This window comes from Salmonella sp. NW177, from assembly GCF_051811585.1.
Lineage (GTDB): Bacteria > Pseudomonadota > Gammaproteobacteria > Enterobacterales > Enterobacteriaceae > Salmonella > Salmonella enterica.
In genome coordinates this window covers 123,511-143,009 of record NZ_JAMMZV010000007.1, presented here as the reverse complement: position 1 = coordinate 143,009, position 19,499 = coordinate 123,511, and the positions used below count along the sequence as shown (strand labels likewise).

The window sequence follows — 19,499 nt, the reverse complement described above, 5'->3', positions numbered from 1 at the left end:
TTAGCCCTCCGCTCCGGTGATTACAGCAATAACCTGAATGTAGGGCTCTTTTTCGGTGGTCATGGTGTCCTCAATCCATTGGATATAGCTGTCAAAATTGTGTTCGATTTCGCGCTGACGCTGTTCTTTGCGGCTCTGTTTCACTGAAAGCTGCTGTTTATTATCGGCAAAATCCAGCTCCAGTTGATTCAGCTGACGCCCACGCAGAACGTCCAGCTTCTGTAGATGCTCATTGAGCTGCTGATTGATACGCTCTTCAAAAGCATTTCGATCGTGAACAAACACATCCCGTGCATGGGCGATTGCCGCTTCCAGCAGATCCTGCTGGCGTTGATGGTTACGATCTTTACCGCCACTGTTAGTCAGCTTGCTACTCAGTTGCGGATGTCGTTTCAGGAACTCAGCAAAAGGCAGGCTACCGCTTAACGTTTCGCGGTTAAAGCTCACCACCAGCCACGGGTTCACCATCGGGTGCGACTTACGGTTCGGGAACAACCCGGAAAGGATGAAATGATCCTCATCAGGTTCAAACAAGTGCGGCAAACGCATCACCGGAGCCTGGTGGCGACCAAAGGCAGACTGAATTTTGTCGTCTAACCACTGCACGACCGGGTTAATTTGCCAGAGATACTGCACATCGGGCCAGGCATGTTGCTCACCGCGCGCACGCGAAATGGCTTCCGTGATAACCGTTTTGTCCTGGCTTAGATAAAGCTGCCAGTTTTCCGGCGCAATTTCCGGCGGTAACTGGTTAAAGCGACGGCGTAACTCCTCCGGTGCGACCAGCGATAAGGTGTTATCAGGCAAGGTATCGTATTGCACGGTCTGGCCGCAGGCCTTCAGATAGCCTAGCACTTTTTCGCAGTATGCCTGCTCATTATCAAACAGACTAATGTCGCTTTCGGTCACGGTCGAAGCATCGCTGGACACTGCGCTGCAGATTTCGCCAAACAGGTCGTGTTCAGAATTTTCAGTGACATTGCTATTCAACAGGTCGTCGAACAGGCTGGCGCCATCGTCCTGCATCATGAATTCAGCAACCTGCTCTTCTTCCTCTTCCTGGGTAAATTTGCCGGTAAATTCGGAACTGTCGCCGATATTCTTCTGCGCCTGTTCGTCTTTATTGATCAGCACTTCCAGCACGCGCATATCACCGTTGATCTGCGGTTCACTGGCTTCAGTCAGCAAGTAACGGATCTGTGGCTGGTGTTTTTGCCCGTAGCGGTCAATACGTCCGTTACGCTGCTGGAATACCATCAGCGACCACGGAATATCGAAGTGAATCATTTTATGGCTGAGGTGGTGCAGGTTGATACCTTCAGACGCGACATCCGAGCAGATGAGCAGGCGTAGCGGAGACTGGGATTTGCCAAACGCTTCGACGGTTTCCATCAGAACTGTATCGCCCTGATCGCCTCGCAACGTAGCAATTTGATCGTCTTTCAGCTTGAGATCGGAACGCAGTTGCTGCTCAAGGAACTCAAGCGTTTTGATACTCTCGGTAAAGATCACCAAACGATCTTCCGTGTTATTCGCTTTCCAGCGGAGATCGTTACGGATGGTCTCCAGCAATAACTGATACTTGCTGAACTGACTGGCATCAATATTATTGAGCGCCAGCAGCAATGACTCTAATTCGTTAATCTGGCTCTGACTGTTTATTTCTTTGCGGTTCTCCAGCCGCCTCAGGCGGTTAGCCACCACGCTGGCACATGCCATTGGACTGGAGAACAACGCTTTTTCGAGCGTAATTTTGAACAGGCGGCCTTTATTTGACCGCGAGTCTTCATCATCATCGTCACGGAACTGACTCTCAACCAATCGGCGGTAGGCTTCTTCTTCAGCTCCGGTTGCCGGGCGCATCAATTTGACGATATTGCGCTCCGGAAACTCGCCAGCCATCTGATCTTTGACGTCTTTTTTAAAGCGACGCACAACCAGATTTTTGTCGGCAAAATCGGCATATTCATACTCTTTAGGATTGGCAATGGCCGTCGGGTCGAGCATGTTCATCAGGCTAGCAAAACTTTCAGCCTTACCGTCATGCGGCGTGGCCGAGAGCATAATCAGCGTATCGCTACGCCCGGAGAGCAATTTTGCCAGTTTGCTGCGTAAGGAACTGGTCCCACGTTGAGCGACGTTATGTGCTTCATCGATAACAATAATATCCCACCAGGCGTTTTCCAGGTGGTGGCGATATTCGATGTCTTGTTTCAGAGTATCGATGGAGATAATGGTCTTATCGAAATAGTGGAACGGGTTGTGGTTGGTTGGGATGCGGTTACGCACCTTTTGTAAACCAGCGGAGTCAAGCCGCGTCAACGGAATAGCAAAACGGCTCCAGAACTCTTTCTGGAATTGCGTGAGCATGGATTTAACCGCCAGCACTAGAATGCGTTTGCCACGTCCGCGGCGAATCAGCTCTGAAACCAGGATACCGGCTTCAAGAGTTTTACCCAGCCCTACCGCATCAGCAATTAATATCCGCTGGCGCGGTTGCGCCAGTGCCATGCGCGTGGGATCGAGCTGAAAGGGCATGGAGTCCATCGCAGCCTGATGCCCAAAATGGACTTTGCTGTCAGTCGGGACGCGTTGGCGTAGCTGGCCCTCTATGTACAACTGAGCCGCCTGGTAATTGGCTGACTCATCTTCCACCAGATTTGTTTTTGCTGGATCTAGAATCTCGACTTTTTGCTCCAGCTTTGTCAGAAATAGCCCTTCTTTACCGCGTACCAGCTCCGAAATTCCATCACAGGTCAGCAGGTGGCCACCATCTCCGCTGTCATCCGCCCGGCGAATGCGCCACTCTGCATCACGAATAACCACCCGCATCCCAGGTGCATAATTTTGCTTATTCATCGGTTTTTCTGTCTGTATGAGGCAGTGGCGGTAACACTATCCCGAGCGATGTGGTGCGGCACACTGCGATAAAAAAGAGGGCCTTAAAGATAACATGAAGGGCAGCGTCAGGGGGATAAAATGGAATGTAATGCGCAGAAATCACGCATAAATTTCAAACAACGATAGTTAAAAAGTGAGCTGGGTCAACTCCCCCACACTGAGTCGATGAGGGAGAAGCCATTTAGCCTACAGCGATATAGCTATTTGGCAGATGATCTGGAGCGGTAACTACCCGGCATGTAATTTATCGTTCAACCTGATGTAGAATTCACGAGGTAAACAGAAAAGATCTTATATAAAGCCCCAGTAGATAAGTCCCCATGTCAAGTAGCACACAATGCTGATCGCGATCTCAGAAGGTACTGTCAATTCACGTCTGCTATCAGTGCTCTGCTATCGCCACTTAGCCATAAGATTGTCCCGGCCACTCGAACCGCAGATATCCCTCCACCAAAAAGATGGTCATAACATATTTGTAATCTTGCGCATTAAACCATGCACTATAGAAAAAATAGTATTGGTAGGAGTTGTAACCAAATTTTTAACGCAAATCGCGATCCAGTTTCACTTAATTTTCATCGAAGCAAATTCTCCCGATGCCATCCCAGATAACAATACGATTCAACAGGAAACGCCTTTATTTTCTCCGGCAACAAACACTGCTCTTTAACGTTAATATCCAGTTCATCACTAATTAATAAACGCCCATTGTTCTCAAACGAAATCCATCCCTGATCGAATAGAATATCAATATGCGCAGCTAATATAATTCCATTATAAGGATCAAGACGCTCATTCCCATTCTCGCAGGCAGCCCACGGTTTTATATGGCTGGCACGCAGTAACGGCGCAAACGTCGTCCCCGTAACAGGGCATGCCGGATACAACATGAGACAATTTTTCCGAAAGGTACCCTGCCCCAGCCGTGCAGAAATCAACTGCTCGCGCACGGTATCTTCAATACTTTTATCCTGCTGAATAATAAAACAGTCACGTTGCGCCTGTTCATCTCCATCAGTCGATATTAACGAAAGAACGCGCTGCTCAATCACACTCTCTGAAAGTACACTCAATCGCTGATGCACACGCTGCGCTGAATGAGAAAGCGCAGCAGGAGCGCCCTGCTCGTCAAGCCAGCCGACACGCACATCACTAAGCCAGGAATCAAAACGGTCACGACTATTTTTCAGACTATTGCGAAACTCATTGGCAGTTTTGCCCGCTCCAAAACGGGGATAAAACAAGGCATAAGCCTCTTTCCATTTCTGAACACCCAGTCCCACGGGTGGTTGAGATTTACCGTACTTCGACAAATACCACGCCACTTCAAGCAAATCATCTTCCGAGCTATTCAATGTTACATCCTGTTTTTCCAGCGTAAATAATCACCGGATTATGTCTGAAAAGATCGTTAACTAAACTGATCAGGTTAGTTGTTTTAGCAAAAATATCTCACACCGGTTTTCACCATCAACAAGCACGACACGCAACCAACAACACAAAAAGGAACGCCCCATGCTCCCTCACAAAATCCTCCAAGAGTGGCTGACGCTGGATGAGGCCGCAGAAGTCATCCGGCAGCACAACATCACGTTGCTGCCCGCCGACCTGATCCGCCATGCCCTCACGGCGATCTGCTACTCTCGGTCTACTTCTCCTCGCCCGTCCTTCTGAAACCGCTCAATCCTCCTTGCCGCTTTGCCTGCCGATTCAGCAAGCCGCAACTGGATGATGAAATATTGGAGCATTCTTACAAACTGCTGAACATTTTCGAAACCAGTTCACGTTACTGGCGCCCCATTCGCGCGCTACGGACTCAAACGTATTAAAGAGGTTCGCCCCCCCCCCCACTTTTCCTCTCTGCGTTTTTCCGCCGGATTAATACCTGACTAGTCCTGATATAGGTTGACAGTTTTTTGTCTGTAAAACGCCTGATGAACATCATCGGGCGTTTTGTATTTCAGGGCCTGGTGTGGCCGTTCATGGTTATAAATTGCCACGGACTCTTTTACTATTTCCCGCGCTTGCGCCAGGTCTGCAGGACGCGAGAGTAAAAACTCATTTTTCAGTATCCCGTTTATTCTCTCAGCCAGCGCATTCTGGTAGCAGTCGTAACCATCGGTCATTGAACAGGTTATTCCGTTTCGCTCATGAACTGACTGATAAAGTACCGAACAGTATTGCAGTCCTCTGTCAGAGTGATGTACCAGCGGACCTGTCGTTTTTCTCCGCCTCAGAGCCTGCCTGAATGCCTTTACCACATTTTCTGTCTGCAGGTTTTCCCCGACATGGTAACCCACGATTTTTCTGGAGCAGGCATCGGTGACCAGACTCAGATAGGCCGTGCCGATGCGTAGTGGAAGGTAAGTAATATCGGCGACCCAGACCTGCTCTGGCTCAAGGGCGGTAACCTGTTCAGGGCCGGGTTTCAGCAGATTAGGATGCCGGTAAAAGCGATGATGGCTGTTGGTGGTTTTGTGATATGCCCGTTTCACGGGTACCAGGAGCCGGTATTCACCCAGCAGATTAAACAGACGGTCCCGTCCGTTATTCAGCGTTTTATCGGCCTGCATGTTCAGCATATAGTGCAGTTTACGCGTACCGATTCGCGGCTGACGGCACCGGGTACGGGCAACAAAATCAAGAACCTGAGCATGATGCTCCTGCCGTTTATTACATCTTGTATTGTACTGGTACCACGCCTGTCTGCTGTGCCCCAGGAACTGGCATGCACGCGTAACTGTTATTTTGGGGGCCTGACTTTGCGTGAGGACTTGCCGGGCCGCTTTTTTACAACACTTACCCCGTAATCATTTTTCAGGACGTTGATAACGGACTCAAAAAACTCAGCTTTCTGGTTTGCCAGCTCAAGCTGTTCTTCAAGTTCCCTGATTCTTTGCTCGGGTGTCAGCGGGATAGTTGTCTGAGCCACAGGCAGTTTCCTCTTCACCAGGTCAGGAAGTCCGGGTCTCCAGTCAAGCCGGCCATATTTACGCAGCCAGACAAGTACGGTGGAGCGCCCCTGAATGCCATATCGCTGCTGGGCCTGTTTATAGGTCATCTCGCCTTTTTCGACCTGCTCAACGACGGCTATTTTAAAGGATAGAGGATAATCACGTTGGGTGCGTTTGAACTCAGTCATCATCACGTTCTCCGGATTTAAGTCTGGAACGTGTCAACGCTATTCAGGACGGGTCAACCCTTCTAAAATAAGCCTTCTTATATCCGCTTGCTTCTCCCTTGCCAGTGCAAGAGAAATGAGCGGATAAGGGCCTAATGCCATACGGTTCTCTTTGTTTCCAAAGCGAAATTTCAGATACCACAGTCTGGATCCGCTGGGGTTCACCTGAATGTAAAGACCGTGGCAGTCAAAGAGCCTGTATGCCTTGCCAGGCGGTTGGCATGCCGGATTGCGAGATCTGTAAGCGCCATTTGGGGGCACTCCTCTATCGAACCGGGTTTGCCCCTTTTTGCCCCCAGATCGCGTGGATGTTAATGGATGAAAAACGACCAACACGGAAAGACCACAAAATAAATATCTCTATTACAGAAAAATAAATTATCTTTGAATTACAGATGGATATAGACGAATCTGAACGGAAATGGACACAAAAACCCCCCCTTAGGTAGCTAATTATTGCATCACTTGGTGCGAAGGCCGCACCGCGATTCTCGACGTAACCTATTGAAGTAAATAAGATTATAAAACAAGAGAACCGCTATATATACTCACATGTATACTCATGCGCGATTCTCTGAAAACGCAGTTAACTTAAAATCACGCCTCATCTTCTTCCACAGGTTCAAGCGCGTCAAGTCCCCTCCAGAACGGTGAACAACTCTCCATTTGACCTACAAGCCATTCAGAACCCGTCAAAGATAAAATCGAGAGCATTTTTGATGGTTTGCCTGTGAGAACGAACGTCCATCACCTCATCACCAATCTGCGAAAGCCTGATACTCGCCATTTCGTGAGTCATCACCAGATAGTCATTACCTTCCACATTCAGAGTGGGCGTGAGGCGCTTAACTGGGTTATTTACCAACCTGCTCACAGGAAACAATGGGATAACCATGCGAGTATGCAGTTCATCAATAATATCGCTTTGCACATCAAGTAAATAAGGATAAGCCTTGCTGTTTCCTTTATTGCGATAAACCATGTATTGCATGATTAAAACGTCCTGTAATCGTCCGATAAAAGGCCGTGCTCATCAGTAATACGATTGAGCTCCTGCAAACCCGCTCTATTTTCTGCTTTCCAGCGTTCAACGCCTGTGGCACTGATTTCCTCTTTCAGCGCGGCGGTAAGCACCGCAGACAGATTAATACCTGCATCACGGGCTTGCTGAAGCAATGCAGGTTCCAGCGTGACACTGACTGTTTTTTTATGTCGTACACTCATACCCGACATAGAGCCTCCTGAAATTACACGTGTAATAAACACATGTATCTAGTATGGGGAGTATTTAAGCAAATGGCAATGAGAGGCGACTATCTCGGATAGCAATATCTTTGCCTGTCAGGTTTCCTTTAAACGGTTAGCGAAATCCACCATGTCCGAATGACTCACCACACGACCGGCATCCACATCGGCAAGACCGGCCTGGATGCTCTGATGACGTCGCTCTCTTTCAGCCAGCATGGAGAGTAATGCTTCCTTTATGACCCAGCTCTTTGAACGATCCAGCTCTACAGCCAGATTCTCAACGGCAAGAGCCAACTCAACTGGAATCTGAGCGCTGATGGTCTGTTTAGCAGAAGAAACCATAGGGATCACCTCATTTAATAACACTTAATAACTACTATTAAGATTAGCATAGCGGTGCCTATAAAAACATCACATCTTATTTCGCAGGCAACATCCCCGGATAGTGTTTCGCCACGATATCATTCATCTTCTCCACCAGATCCAGACGCTTGAACGTGATATGTCCGCTGCCCTTCTGGAAGTAGCGAATAGACATCTTTTCATCTTTATGCGGGTCACGGATACGCAGAGTTGGCGCGGCCCTTCGCCACACAAGCCCCGCAGACGGCAACCAGCGGCGAACGGTTCCGGCATGTAACTGGCAACCGGTTATCTCATTGATTTTTATTGCCAGAAGTTCTGTACTCCAGCGGGAACGCTGGTAGCCAAAATCACCGGGAGAGTGTTTTACCAGCTCACGTAACAGCGTGCAGATATGCTCAAACGGCCAGCGACGGGTACGCCCGGCAGGTAATGATTTCAGACCTTCAATACCCGACAACGTGAACCAGTTAATCCAGCGACCGACGGAGGAACGGGCACAGCAGAGCGTTCTGGCAACGTCGCTGACGCGATCGCCCCGGTGCAGCATCAGCATGGCAGTCAGCCTGCGGGCATAATTTTTATCGTGCGTTTTATGGATAGCTTTCTACATCAGGCGTCGTTCGTCACGGGGAATTGGTGCTATGATCGGCATCGCTCAGTCCGGTTGGTGATTTGTGATTTTTGGCGATTGATCAGATCGCACAATCCGGGCTGAGTTCCCTCAAAGTGATCTACTATTTGGCGCAGCTATTTAGGTTTTACAAGTAAGGACATGCCGTCACCGTCAACAAGTGAATACTCTTTATCCTCAGGTTTCGCAGAACGAACTTTAGTATCCGTTAGGTCATGATGGACCTCCTTCGATTGGTACCTCGTGAGTATACAAGCAATATAGAATCGGAAAATATACTCATTAGTATACTCACAAGCTTGTTGATGTGGGTTGAGTTAGATTGACTTCAGTTGAAGGAAAAATCGTGAAAAGCCTTGTATAGCGCGGATTTCAGACATAAAAAAAGACCTCAGTTGAGGTCCATTTACATGCTATTGGTGCCGAAGGCCGGACTCGAACCGGCACGTATTTCTACGGTTGATTTTGAATCAACTGCGTCTACCGATTTCGCCACTTCGGCACTGAAGAGGTATGCGGAAAACGTTGTGGATTATACCTGTCATACGCCGCCATGCAAGCACGAGCATACACCTGTTTCGCTAAGTGCTGAAAATTTCAGCAGCGTTGAGTATTAAATAGAATAATCAGGCTACTTCCCGCCTTCTCCAGCAGATTAACGCCGGGCGTCCCTTGCCTCCATGCTCTACACTTTTCAGTTCAACACCACATTAAGGGAAACACAATGACGATAATAAAAAGCTACGCCGCCAAAGAGGCGGGCGGCGAGCTCGAACTCTATGAATATGATGCGGGAGAACTCCAACCGGAAGATGTCGAGGTACGGGTCGACTACTGCGGGATCTGCCATTCCGATCTGTCGATGATCGACAATGAATGGGGGTTCTCTCAATACCCTCTGGTTGCCGGACATGAGGTCATCGGTCGGGTGGCCGCACTCGGCAGCGCGGCACAGGATAAGGGGCTAAAAGTCGGCCAGCGCGTTGGAATCGGCTGGACGGCGCGCAGCTGCGGACACTGCGATGCCTGTATCAGCGGCAAGCAAATTAACTGCCAGGAAGGCGCAGTGCCCACTATCCTCAATCGTGGCGGTTTTGCCGAGAAGCTTCGCGCAGGCTGGCAGTGGGTAATTCCTCTTCCGGAGAATATAGATATGGCGTCCGCAGGCCCGCTGTTATGTGGCGGCATTACGGTCTTTAAACCGCTATTGATGCACCATATTACTGCTACCAGCCGCGTTGGCGTCATCGGTATTGGCGGGCTGGGGCATATCGCCATAAAGCTGTTACACGCGATGGGCTGCGAAGTCACCGCGTTCAGCTCCAATCCATCGAAAGAGCAGGAAGTGCTGGCGATGGGGGCCAATAACGTGGTGAACAGCCGCGATCCGGAAGCGTTAAAAGCACTGGCGGGCCAGTTCGATCTCATTATTAACACGGTCAACGTCGATCTCGACTGGCAGCCCTACTTCGAAGCGCTGACGTATGGCGGCAACTTCCATACCGTTGGGGCGGTATTGAAGCCGCTGCCCGTACCGGCGTTTACATTAATTGCCGGCGATCGCAGTATCTCAGGCTCGGCAACCGGAACGCCATATGAACTTCGCAAACTGATGAAATTCGCCGGACGCAGCAAAGTCGCGCCCACCACGGAACTGTTCGCAATGTCACAAATCAACGAAGCTATTCAGCACGTTCGCGACGGCAAAGCCCGCTATCGTGTAGTGCTAAAAGCTGACTTCTGACCGCCTGACTCAGCGCTTTGACAATGATCAGGAAGCGCTGAGTGCCTGACGAAAAGCCTGTACAGCCAGTCGGCACTGCTCCGTCACGTGCTCGATGTCATGATTAACATCGATACGCGCAATATCATGTTCATCGGCACAGGGTCGCTCCAGCGCGTCAAACTGACTTTGCAGCAGGTCTGGCGGCATAAAATGCCCGGCACGACGCTGCATTCGCTGCAGAATGGTAGCGTAATCGCCATCCAGCCACAGGAAATGTACGTTAGGGCTGCTCTTACGTAAAATATCGCGGTACTGTTTTTTTAATGACGAGCAGACAATAAATCCCGTCTCATTTTTTTTATAAAGACTGTATGAAGCGTCATTTAATCGTTCCAGCCAGGGTAAACGGTCTTCATCAGTTAACGGTATTCCCTGAGACATTTTATCAATGTTTTTCGCCGGATGGAGATCATCGCCGTCAATAAACTTCGCAGAAAATAATGTTGCAATTTTGCTGCCTATTAAAGACTTACCACTACCTGAAACACCCATTAAAATATAGCTTTCCCCGGCCATTTAAATACCTCTGAGTCATATTCCACACCACAATATTACGCCTCTACGTTCGACAATTTCACGTTTTTTAATTTCCATAGAGAAGAACTCTAAGGCACATCACGTTATGCGTAACATTGTAGTGTAACAATTTTCCAGCGTGACATAAGTCACAAATAATGACAAATAAAACCGCTTAAATGCGTTCAGGGTAACTACCTGACCAGTGAGGAATTTATGGAAGTAAAAACTCAATCCTGCGTTGTTGCGGGTAAGCGTGCTGTTGCCGTTACGGAACAAAATATTGAATGGAATAATAAAGGAACACTCGTACAAATTACCCGAGGCGGCATTTGTGGGTCTGACTTACATTATTATCAGGAAGGCAAAGTCGGCAATTTTACAGTAAAAGCGCCAATGATTTTAGGTCATGAAGTGATTGGCAAAATCGTTCATAGCGACTCAGATTTATTACGTGAAGGACAACCGGTAGCAATTAATCCATCGAAGCCTTGCGGTCATTGCAAATACTGTCTGCAGCATGAAGAAAACCACTGTACTGAAATGCGTTTCTTTGGCAGCGCCATGTATTTTCCGCATGTCGATGGCGGTTTTACCCGATTTAAAGCTGTCGATACCGCTCAGTGCATTCCCTGGGCGGAACAGGCGGACGAAAAAGCCATGGCCTTTGCCGAACCGCTGGCGGTTGCCATTCATGCGGCTCATGAGGCGGGCGATCTGCAGGGCAAACGCGTCTTTATCTCCGGCGTTGGTCCTATCGGCTGCCTGATTGTTAGCGCGGTAAAAACGCTGGGCGCGGCGGAAGTGGTATGTGCCGATATCAGCGCCCGTTCTCTCTCGCTGGCCCGGCAGATGGGCGCGGATACGCTGGTGAACCCACAGCATGATTCTCTCGATGACTGGAAAGCAGAAAAAGGGTATTTCGATATCAGTTTTGAAGTCTCTGGGCATCCTTCCTCTATCTCAACGTGTCTGGAAGTCACACGGGCCAAAGGCGTGATGGTGCAGGTTGGCATGGGCGGCGCAGTTCCCAACTTCCCGATGATGATGGTAATAAGCAAAGAGATCTCGCTGAAAGGCTCTTTCCGCTTTACTACCGAATTTAATACTGCGGTTTCCTGGCTTGCCAACCGCGTTATCAATCCGTTGCCGTTACTGAGCGCGGAATATCCATTTACCGACCTGGAAGCGGCGCTGATCTTTGCCGGAGACAAAACACAGGCGGCAAAAGTTCAGCTCGTTTTCTGAGAAAGTAAAATAAGGGACACTATCATGAACGATCTTTTTTCACTGGCAGGTAAAAATATCCTTATCACCGGAGCCGCTCAGGGAATTGGTTATTTGCTGGCAACCGGTCTTGGTCGCTATGGCGCGCGCATTATTGTTAACGATATTACCCCGGAGCGTGCCGAAACAGCCGTGACGAAACTTCAGCAGGAAGGGATAAAGGCTATTGCCGCTCCCTTTAATGTCACCCATAAACAGGATATTGAAGCTGCGGTTGAACATATCGAAAAAGATATCGGCGTCATTGACGTCCTGATAAATAACGCCGGTATCCAGCGCCGTCATCCGTTTACTGAGTTTCCCGAACAGGAGTGGAATGATGTCATCGCCGTAAATCAGACCGCGGTTTTTCTCGTCTCTCAGGCCGTTACGCGCCGTATGGTGGCGCGTCAGGCAGGAAAAGTGATCAACATCTGTTCGATGCAAAGCGAGCTGGGCCGCGACACGATTACGCCATACGCCGCGTCGAAGGGTGCCGTGAAGATGCTGACTCGCGGCATGTGCGTGGAGCTGGCGCGTCATAATATCCAGGTCAACGGTATTGCGCCGGGATACTTCAAAACGGAGATGACCAAAGCGCTGGTTGAAGATGAAGCCTTCACCTCCTGGCTATGCAAACGTACGCCTGCCGCACGCTGGGGCGATCCCCAGGAGCTTATTGGCGCAGCGGTGTTTCTCTCGTCAAAAGCTTCCGACTTTGTTAACGGACATCTGCTGTTTGTCGATGGCGGTATGCTGGTTGCCGTCTGAGCAGGGAAATACGACGCAGCGCGTAAGCGCTGCTATTTTGGCGCTAATAAGAGAGACGAATATGCCATTAATAATTATTGCGGCAGGCGTTGCGCTGCTGTTGGTCTTAATGATTGGCTTTAAAGTTAACGGCTTTATCGCCCTTGTTCTGGTTGCCGCCGTGGTGGGATTTGCCGAAGGGATGGGCGCGCAAGACGTCCTGCACTCCATACAAAACGGAATTGGCGGTACTCTGGGCGGACTCGCCATGATCCTCGGTTTTGGCGCGATGCTGGGAAGATTAATTTCCGACACCGGCGCCGCGCAGCGCATTGCGACGACGCTCATTAATACGTTCGGCAAAAAACGCGTGCAATGGGCGCTGGTGATCACCGGGCTTATCGTCGGCCTGGCAATGTTTTTTGAAGTCGGATTCGTACTGCTGTTGCCGCTCGTTTTTACGATTGTGGCCTCATCGGGACTGCCATTGCTGTATGTCGGGGTTCCAATGGTCGCCGCCTTATCCGTTACGCACTGCTTCCTGCCGCCGCATCCCGGCCCTACCGCTATTGCGACAATTTTTGAGGCAAATCTCGGTACGACCCTACTGTATGGGTTAATCATTACCATACCGACCGTGATTGTTGCCGGCCCTCTGTTTTCAAAATTGCTGGCGCGATTTGAAAAAGCGCCGCCTGAAGGATTATTTAATCCTCACCTATTCAGTGAAGAGGAGATGCCGTCATTCTGGAACAGTATTTTTGCCGCCGTGATCCCGGTCATTCTGATGGCCATCGCAGCGGTATGTGAAATCACGCTGCCAAAAACGAATGCCGTGCGGGTTTTCTTCGAATTTATCGGTAATCCAGCAGTGGCGTTGTTTATTGCCATTATCATCGCCATTTTTACGCTGGGCCGACGCAATGGACGTACGGTTGAGCAGGTGATGGATATCGTCGGCGAGTCCATTGGCGCTATTGCGATGATTGTTTTTATCATCGCGGGCGGCGGCGCGTTTAAGCAAGTGCTGGTGGATAGCGGCGTGGGCCAATATATCTCGCAATTAATGACCGGCACCTCGCTATCTCCGTTATTAATGTGCTGGACGGTAGCCGCCGTGCTGCGTATTGCGTTAGGTTCCGCGACCGTGGCCGCGATAACCACAGCGGGCGTCGTATTGCCGATTATTAACGTAACCCACGCCGATCCGGCGTTAATGGTACTGGCGACAGGCGCGGGAAGCGTTATTGCATCACATGTTAACGATCCCGGTTTTTGGCTATTTAAAGGGTATTTTAATCTTAGCGTCGGGGAAACCCTACGCACCTGGACCGTTATGGAAACATTGATTTCTGTCATGGGATTGCTGGGCGTACTGGCGCTGAATGCGGTTCTGCATTAATTCATCATCCGCAGCCCAATTAACCATGGGGGCGACGTTCCCGCCCCCGGTACTGGAGAAAACATGAGGAATCACAGAATTTCTTTGCAGGATATCGCTACGCTTGCAGGCGTGACAAAAATGACGGTGAGCCGTTACATCCGCTCGCCGAAAAAAGTCGCCAGGGAAACCGGCGAGCGTATTGCGCAGATCATGGAGGAAATTAACTACATACCAAATCGCGCGCCAGCTATGCTGTTAAACGCGCAAAGTTACACTCTGGGCGTGCTGATCCCCTCTTTTCAGAACCAGTTGTTTGCCGACATTCTTGCCGGGATTGAATCCGTAACGTCGGGTCATAACTACCAAACTCTCATTGCGAATTACAATTACAATCGCGATTCGGAAGAAGAGTCCGTTATCAATTTACTGTCTTACAATATCGACGGCATTATTCTTTCAGAAAAATATCATACCCTCAGAACCGTCAAATTCCTGCGCTCAGCTACCCTTCCGATTGTAGAACTCATGGATATCCAGGGCGATCGCTTAGATATGGAGGTGGGGTTTGATAACCGTCAGGCCGCCTTTGATATGGTCAGCACCATGCTGGATAAACGCCAGCGGCGGAAAATCCTCTATCTGGGTTCAAAAGACGATATCCGTGATGAGCAGCGTTATCACGGCTACTGCGATGCGATGACGCGCCGGGGGCTGGCGCCGTTGCGCATCAATCCCCGCGCTATCTCCTCTATCCATCTGGGGATACAGCTAATGCGTGATGCGCTTGCTGCGCACCCGGACGTGGATGGCGTCTTTTGTACTAACGACGATATCGCAATGGGCGCTCTACTGTGGTGCCGCGAGCGTCAACTGGCCGTACCGGAGCAGATCTCCATCGCCGGCTTCCACGGTCTGGAGATGGGCAGGCAAATGATACCGAGCCTCGCCAGCGTAATTACCCCTCGTTTTGAGATCGGGCGCAGAGCCGCGCAGATGTTGCTCAACAAAATTAAAAATAACGATCTCAACCATAATACGATTGATTTGGGTTATCAGATTTATCACGGCAGCACGTTATAAATTTTTTGATCTACTTTTTCCCGCAGCTTGCCTGAGCTTAACGGGTAGCCAAAAGCGCCACGCGTCAGGTTACGCACTACATCATTCGAGGAATACCAGGCTATCTGCCGGATGGCGGCGCTAACGCCTTATCCGGCCTACGGGTCCGGAGTAGGCCTGAAAAGCACAGCGCCATCAGGCCTACGATTACTGTGATTACGACTTACGCAGCATTAGCCACAGGCTAATCAGGAAGAAAGACGCGCTCGGCAGCAGCGCGCCGACAATCGGCGGAATGCCGTATACCAGCGTGAGCGGGCCGAAGATCTGATCGAGCACGTAGAACACGAAGCCGAAGCTAATCCCCGTCACCACGCGCACGCCCATCGGCACACTACGCAGCGGTCCAAAGATAAACGACAGCGCCATCAGCATCATCACCGCCACGGAGAGCGGCTGGAAGATTTTACTCCACATATTGAGCTGATAACGTCCGGCGTCCTGTCCGCTCGACTTCAGATATTTAACGTAGTTATGCAGACCGCTGATGGAAAGCGCATCCGGGTCCAGCGCCACCACGCCTAACTTATCCGGCGTCAGATTCGTTTTCCAGGTGCCGCTCACCGTCTGCGAACCGGTGATCTGTTTCGGGTTTTGCAGATCGGACTCATCCACCTGCGACAAACGCCAGACCTTATGCTCCGGATCGAATTTTGCCGAAGCGGCATAACGCACCGACTGCAAACGACGCTGATCGTTGAAAGCGTAAATACTAATGCCGGCCAGTTCCTCGTCGCCCTTCACCCGTTCAATATAGACAAAGTTATTCCCGTCTTTCGCCCACAGACCTTGCTGGGTGGAAAGCAGCGAACCGCCATACATCGCCTGCGCACGATAGTTACGCGCCATCTGCTCGCCCTGCGGGGCGACCCATTCGCCGATCGCCATGGTTAACAGCACCAGGGGGATAGCCGTTTTCATCACCGACAGCGCCACCTGCATACGGGTGAAACCCGATGCCTGCATCACCACCAGTTCGCTACGCTGCGCCAGCATCCCCAGTCCCAGCAGCGCGCCAAGCAGCGCCGCCATAGGAAAGAAGATCTGGATATCCTTAGGTACGCTGAGCAGGGTGTACATACCCGCGCCCAGCGCGTCGTAGTTACCCTGCCCCGCTTTTTTCAGCTGATCGACAAACTTGATGATCCCGGAGAGCGACACCAGCATGAACAACGTCATCATGATGGTGGTAAAAATGGTTTTACCGATATAGCGGTCAAGTACACCAAATGGCTGCATTATACCGCTCCTTTACGCAGAAAACGGGCACGCAGGCGGCGGACCGGCACCGTATCCCACAGGTTTAAACCAATCGCCAACGCCAGATAGATCAGGTTGACCGCCCACATCCAGATAACCGGGTCCAGTTTGCCTTTACCGCCATTCGATTTAATGGAGGTCTGGATCAGGAAGAACAGCAGATAAAGCAGCATGGCGGGCAACATAGACAAGACGCGCCCCTGACGTGGATTCACCACGCTAAGCGGCACGACCATCAGCGCCATCATAAATACGGTAAAGACTAACGTGATACGCCAGTGCAGCTCGGCGCGAGCACGATCGTTGTCGGTATTCCACAGCGTGCGCATGTCCATCTGGTCAGTATCGTTCGGGTCCAGCGCCACGGCCTGATGGCCAATAATCGCCTGATAGTTCTGGAAGTCGGTGATGCGAAAATCGCGTAGCAACGCCGTCCCTTCAAAACGCGTCCCTTTGTTTAAGGTGACAACCTGGGAACCATCGCGCAACTGAGTAAGGTGTCCGGAATCGGCCACGACCACAGAAGGACGAGCATTGCCCTTAGGGCGAATCTGCGCCAGGAAAACATCGTGGAAGTCGCTGCCGTCAACGCTTTCGATAAACAGCACCGAGCTGCCGTTGGTCGCCTGCTGGAATTGCCCCTGCGCCAGCGCCGCCATACCGGGGTTCGCTTTCGCCTCCGCCAGCACTTCATCCTGGTGTTTTGACGACCAGGGGCCGGCCCACATCACGTTAACCGCCGCAAGGATACCGGTAAATAACGCCAGTACCATGGCGGCCTTTACCAGTACGGCTTTGCTCAACCCACAGGCGTGCATGACCGTAATTTCACTTTCGGTATACAGTTTGCCCAGCGTCATCAGCAGCCCCAGGAACAGGCTTAAAGGCAGGATGAGCTGCGCCATTTCCGGTACGCCCAGCCCCAGAAGCGAGAGCACCAGATTTGCGGGAATATCGCCGTCAACCGCCGCGCCGAGAATCCTCACTAACTTTTGACAAAAGAAGATCAAAAGTAAGATGAAGAGTATCGCCAGCTGGCTTTTGAGCGTCTCCCGCACCAGATATCTTATGATTATCACTTTAAATACGCCCGTAAAAACCCATTTTTTTGCTGGAATTTAGCTTGTTTCATGGCTTAAACGTCATTTATTCTCTTGAGTCGTCGAAATCATCGCTAAGATCATTATACTCAGCGGATTCACCTCTCAGAACTTGTTCTGACGTGCCAATGCCGTAATAACGTTAAGATTAACACGAAGTCACCGCAACAGCGGACATGAGTTACGAAAGCTTTCAATTTCTATACTCTAATGGATTTCGAGTTGCAGGCAGGCGGCAAGACTGTGAAGCCCCGGAGCTTACATCAGGTAAGTGACAGGGGTGAGCAGGCGCAGCCAACGCATCTGCAACTTGAAAGACGACGAGTATAGCTGTAGCCACCACTGTTGTCTTTAAGATTCAGGAGCATAGTGCATGGAGTTCAGTGTAAAAAGCGGTAGCCCGGAGAAACAGCGGAGTGCCTGCATTGTCGTGGGCGTCTTTGAACCGCGTCGCCTTTCTCCGATTGCAGAACAGCTCGACAAAATTAGCGACGGATACATCAGCGCATTGCTGCGTCGCGGCGAACTGGAAGGAAAACCGGGGCAGACTCTGTTACTGCACCATGTTCCTAACGTTCTTTCCGAGCGAATCCTCCTCATTGGTTGCGGCAAAGAGCGCGAGCTTGATGAACGTCAGTATAAGCAGGTTATTCAGAAAACGATAAATACTCTGAATGATACCGGCTCGATGGAAGCTGTCTGCTTCCTGACCGAGCTGCACGTCAAAGGCCGCAACAACTACTGGAAAGTGCGTCAGGCCGTCGAAACGGCCAAAGAGACGCTTTATAGCTTTGATCAACTCAAGACCAACAAGAGCGAGCCGCGCCGCCCGCTACGTAAGATGGTCTTTAATGTGCCGACCCGCCGTGAGCTCACCAGCGGCGAACGCGCCATTCAGCACGGTCTGGCCATCGCCGCCGGGATTAAGGCCGCGAAAGATCTCGGCAACATGCCGCCCAATATCTGTAACGCCGCCTACCTGGCGTCACAGGCGCGCCAGTTGGCTGACAGCTACAGCAAAAATGTCATCACCCGCGTCATCGGCGAACAGCAAATGCGCGAACTGGGTATGAACGCTTATCTGGCGGTCGGCCACGGTTCGCAGAATGAATCGCTGATGTCGGTGATTGAGTACAAGGGCAATCCGTCCGAAGACGCGCGCCCGATCGTGCTGGTGGGTAAAGGCCTGACCTTCGACTCCGGCGGCATCTCCATCAAGCCATCTGAAGGGATGGACGAGATGAAGTACGACATGTGCGGCGCGGCGGCGGTTTACGGCGTGATGCGTATGGTTGCCGAGCTTCAGCTACCGATTAACGTTATCGGCGTACTGGCGGGCTGTGAAAACATGCCGGGCGGACGCGCGTATCGTCCGGGCGACGTGCTGACCACCATGTCTGGTCAAACGGTTGAAGTGCTGAATACCGATGCTGAAGGCCGTCTGGTTTTGTGCGACGTGCTGACCTACGTTGAACGCTTCGAGCCGGAAGCGGTTATCGACGTCGCGACGCTAACCGGCGCCTGCGTGATTGCGCTGGGCCATCACATTACCGGTCTGATGTCGAACCATAACCCGCTGGCGCATGAACTGATCGGCGCGTCCGAGCAAGCGGGCGACCGCGCGTGGCGTCTGCCGCTGGGCGATGAGTTCCAGGAACAACTGGAGTCCAACTTTGCGGATATGGCGAACATTGGTGGTCGTCCTGGCGGCGCTATCACCGCGGGCTGCTTCCTGTCACGCTTTACCCGTAAGTATAACTGGGCGCACCTGGATATCGCCGGCACCGCCTGGCGATCCGGCAAAGCGAAAGGCGCAACGGGTCGTCCGGTAGCGCTGCTGTCGCAGTTCCTGCTCAATCGTGCGGGCTTTAACGGCGAAGAGTAAGTTTGAGATTACCCCGTAGGCCTGATAAGGCGTATTAGCGCCGCCATCAGGCGTTTTGCCGGATGGCGCTGCGCTTATCCGGCCTACGGGAGGCATCATGGCAACG

At 51.0% G+C, this 19,499-nt stretch carries 18 protein-coding genes, 1 tRNA gene and 1 pseudogene; 7 read left to right on the top strand and 13 right to left on the bottom strand.

What is annotated here, in order from left to right; translation table 11 throughout:
* Positions 1-2,859 (bottom strand): DEAD/DEAH box helicase, encoded by a 2,859-nt coding sequence (locus NA986_RS19035; RefSeq protein ID WP_023216489.1) that lies wholly within the window; start codon positions 2,857-2,859, stop codon positions 1-3.
* Between the two features lie 617 nt (positions 2,860-3,476).
* Complete coding sequence (locus NA986_RS19030; protein WP_023216488.1) at positions 3,477-4,256, bottom strand: HNH endonuclease; 780 nt, start codon at positions 4,254-4,256, stop codon at positions 3,477-3,479.
* 160 nt (positions 4,257-4,416) lie between these two features.
* Between NA986_RS19030 and NA986_RS19025 the strand changes: the two genes are divergently transcribed.
* Positions 4,417-4,575 (top strand): hypothetical protein, encoded by a 159-nt coding sequence (locus NA986_RS19025; protein ID WP_023216487.1) that lies wholly within the window; start codon positions 4,417-4,419, stop codon positions 4,573-4,575.
* Positions 4,576-4,790: 215 nt separating this feature from the next.
* Here NA986_RS19025 and NA986_RS19020 read toward each other — a convergent pair.
* The 7 genes and pseudogenes from NA986_RS19020 to NA986_RS18990 form a co-directional block, all read right to left on the bottom strand.
* Positions 4,791-6,046 (bottom strand): IS3-like element ISSen1 family transposase gene (locus tag NA986_RS19020; RefSeq protein ID WP_094445081.1). Its coding sequence is split into 2 segments (ribosomal slippage): positions 4,791-5,695 and positions 5,695-6,046, totalling 1,257 coding nucleotides; the frame shifts between segments, so codons are not numbered across the junction.
* Between the two features lie 36 nt (positions 6,047-6,082).
* A pseudogene (locus tag NA986_RS19015) lies at positions 6,083-6,333 on the bottom strand (Arm DNA-binding domain-containing protein).
* Positions 6,334-6,764: 431 nt separating this feature from the next.
* Positions 6,765-7,073, bottom strand: a complete 309-nt coding sequence (locus NA986_RS19010; protein ID WP_001199743.1) for a CcdB family protein — start codon at positions 7,071-7,073, stop codon at positions 6,765-6,767.
* 2 nt (positions 7,074-7,075) lie between these two features.
* Positions 7,076-7,315 (bottom strand): type II toxin-antitoxin system CcdA family antitoxin, encoded by a 240-nt coding sequence (locus NA986_RS19005; RefSeq protein ID WP_000016244.1) that lies wholly within the window; start codon positions 7,313-7,315, stop codon positions 7,076-7,078.
* 108 nt (positions 7,316-7,423) lie between these two features.
* Positions 7,424-7,672, bottom strand: a complete 249-nt coding sequence (locus NA986_RS19000; protein WP_000254751.1) for a CopG family ribbon-helix-helix protein — start codon at positions 7,670-7,672, stop codon at positions 7,424-7,426.
* Between the two features lie 76 nt (positions 7,673-7,748).
* A complete protein-coding gene (locus tag NA986_RS18995) occupies positions 7,749-8,294 on the bottom strand; it encodes a DUF4942 domain-containing protein (protein ID WP_254895320.1) in 546 nt (181 codons plus the stop codon).
* Between the two features lie 450 nt (positions 8,295-8,744).
* Positions 8,745-8,829, bottom strand: a tRNA-Leu gene (locus NA986_RS18990).
* 222 nt (positions 8,830-9,051) lie between these two features.
* Between NA986_RS18990 and ahr the strand changes: the two genes are divergently transcribed.
* Positions 9,052-10,071 (top strand): NADPH-dependent aldehyde reductase Ahr, encoded by a 1,020-nt coding sequence (gene ahr / locus NA986_RS18985; RefSeq protein ID WP_439039727.1) that lies wholly within the window; start codon positions 9,052-9,054, stop codon positions 10,069-10,071.
* Positions 10,072-10,098: 27 nt separating this feature from the next.
* On the opposite strand, the gene idnK is transcribed toward ahr, so the two are convergent.
* Positions 10,099-10,629: a gluconokinase gene (gene idnK / locus NA986_RS18980; protein WP_000896756.1), complete on the bottom strand. Its 531-nt coding sequence runs from the start codon at positions 10,627-10,629 to the stop codon at positions 10,099-10,101.
* Between the two features lie 216 nt (positions 10,630-10,845).
* Between idnK and idnD the strand changes: the two genes are divergently transcribed.
* From idnD to idnR, 4 genes are all read left to right on the top strand, one after another.
* Positions 10,846-11,877 carry an L-idonate 5-dehydrogenase gene (gene idnD, locus NA986_RS18975; RefSeq protein ID WP_023216483.1) on the top strand — a complete coding sequence of 344 codons (1,032 nt, stop codon included), beginning with the start codon at positions 10,846-10,848 and terminating at the stop codon, positions 11,875-11,877.
* A 24-nt stretch (positions 11,878-11,901) separates the two neighbouring features.
* Entirely contained in the window at positions 11,902-12,666 is a 765-nt protein-coding gene (idnO, locus tag NA986_RS18970; RefSeq protein ID WP_000998688.1) for a gluconate 5-dehydrogenase, read from the top strand.
* Positions 12,667-12,727: 61 nt separating this feature from the next.
* Entirely contained in the window at positions 12,728-14,047 is a 1,320-nt protein-coding gene (gene idnT, locus NA986_RS18965; RefSeq protein WP_001128356.1) for a gnt-II system L-idonate transporter, read from the top strand.
* Positions 14,048-14,110: 63 nt separating this feature from the next.
* Complete coding sequence (gene idnR / locus NA986_RS18960; protein WP_001244061.1) at positions 14,111-15,109, top strand: DNA-binding transcriptional regulator IdnR; 999 nt, start codon at positions 14,111-14,113, stop codon at positions 15,107-15,109.
* A 195-nt stretch (positions 15,110-15,304) separates the two neighbouring features.
* On the opposite strand, the gene lptG is transcribed toward idnR, so the two are convergent.
* From lptG to NA986_RS18945, 3 genes are all read right to left on the bottom strand, one after another.
* Positions 15,305-16,387 carry an LPS export ABC transporter permease LptG gene (gene lptG / locus NA986_RS18955; RefSeq protein WP_001182242.1) on the bottom strand — a complete coding sequence of 361 codons (1,083 nt, stop codon included), beginning with the start codon at positions 16,385-16,387 and terminating at the stop codon, positions 15,305-15,307.
* Complete coding sequence (gene lptF / locus NA986_RS18950; RefSeq protein WP_000584132.1) at positions 16,387-17,487, bottom strand: LPS export ABC transporter permease LptF; 1,101 nt, start codon at positions 17,485-17,487, stop codon at positions 16,387-16,389. Before lptF ends, lptG begins: the two co-directional genes overlap by 1 nt.
* A 63-nt stretch (positions 17,488-17,550) precedes the next feature.
* Entirely contained in the window at positions 17,551-17,601 is a 51-nt protein-coding gene (locus NA986_RS18945; protein WP_212724070.1) for a hypothetical protein, read from the bottom strand.
* Between the two features lie 280 nt (positions 17,602-17,881).
* Here NA986_RS18945 and pepA point away from each other — a divergent pair, with 280 nt between their 5' ends.
* The gene (gene pepA, locus NA986_RS18940) at positions 17,882-19,393 is read left to right on the top strand and encodes a leucyl aminopeptidase (protein ID WP_000397158.1); all 1,512 of its coding nucleotides are present in this window, start codon (positions 17,882-17,884) and stop codon (positions 19,391-19,393) included.
* Positions 19,394-19,499 lie beyond the last annotated feature (106 nt).

Bases quoted from the DNA above. Each gene is read 5' to 3' on its own strand.
- NA986_RS19035 (WP_023216489.1), bottom strand. From the start codon at position 2,859: ATGAATAAGCAAAATTATGCACCTGGGATGCGGGTGGTTATTCGTGAT.
- NA986_RS19025 (WP_023216487.1), top strand. From the start codon at position 4,417: ATGCTCCCTCACAAAATCCTCCAAGAGTGGCTGACGCTGGATGAGGCC.
- NA986_RS19010 (WP_001199743.1), bottom strand. From the start codon at position 7,073: ATGCAATACATGGTTTATCGCAATAAAGGAAACAGCAAGGCTTATCCT.
- NA986_RS19005 (WP_000016244.1), bottom strand. From the start codon at position 7,315: ATGTCGGGTATGAGTGTACGACATAAAAAAACAGTCAGTGTCACGCTG.
- NA986_RS19000 (WP_000254751.1), bottom strand. From the start codon at position 7,672: ATGGTTTCTTCTGCTAAACAGACCATCAGCGCTCAGATTCCAGTTGAG.
- ahr (WP_439039727.1), top strand. From the start codon at position 9,052: ATGACGATAATAAAAAGCTACGCCGCCAAAGAGGCGGGCGGCGAGCTC.
- idnK (WP_000896756.1), bottom strand. From the start codon at position 10,629: ATGGCCGGGGAAAGCTATATTTTAATGGGTGTTTCAGGTAGTGGTAAG.
- idnD (WP_023216483.1), top strand. From the start codon at position 10,846: ATGGAAGTAAAAACTCAATCCTGCGTTGTTGCGGGTAAGCGTGCTGTT.
- idnO (WP_000998688.1), top strand. From the start codon at position 11,902: ATGAACGATCTTTTTTCACTGGCAGGTAAAAATATCCTTATCACCGGA.
- idnT (WP_001128356.1), top strand. From the start codon at position 12,728: ATGCCATTAATAATTATTGCGGCAGGCGTTGCGCTGCTGTTGGTCTTA.
- idnR (WP_001244061.1), top strand. From the start codon at position 14,111: ATGAGGAATCACAGAATTTCTTTGCAGGATATCGCTACGCTTGCAGGC.
- lptG (WP_001182242.1), bottom strand. From the start codon at position 16,387: ATGCAGCCATTTGGTGTACTTGACCGCTATATCGGTAAAACCATTTTT.
- pepA (WP_000397158.1), top strand. From the start codon at position 17,882: ATGGAGTTCAGTGTAAAAAGCGGTAGCCCGGAGAAACAGCGGAGTGCC.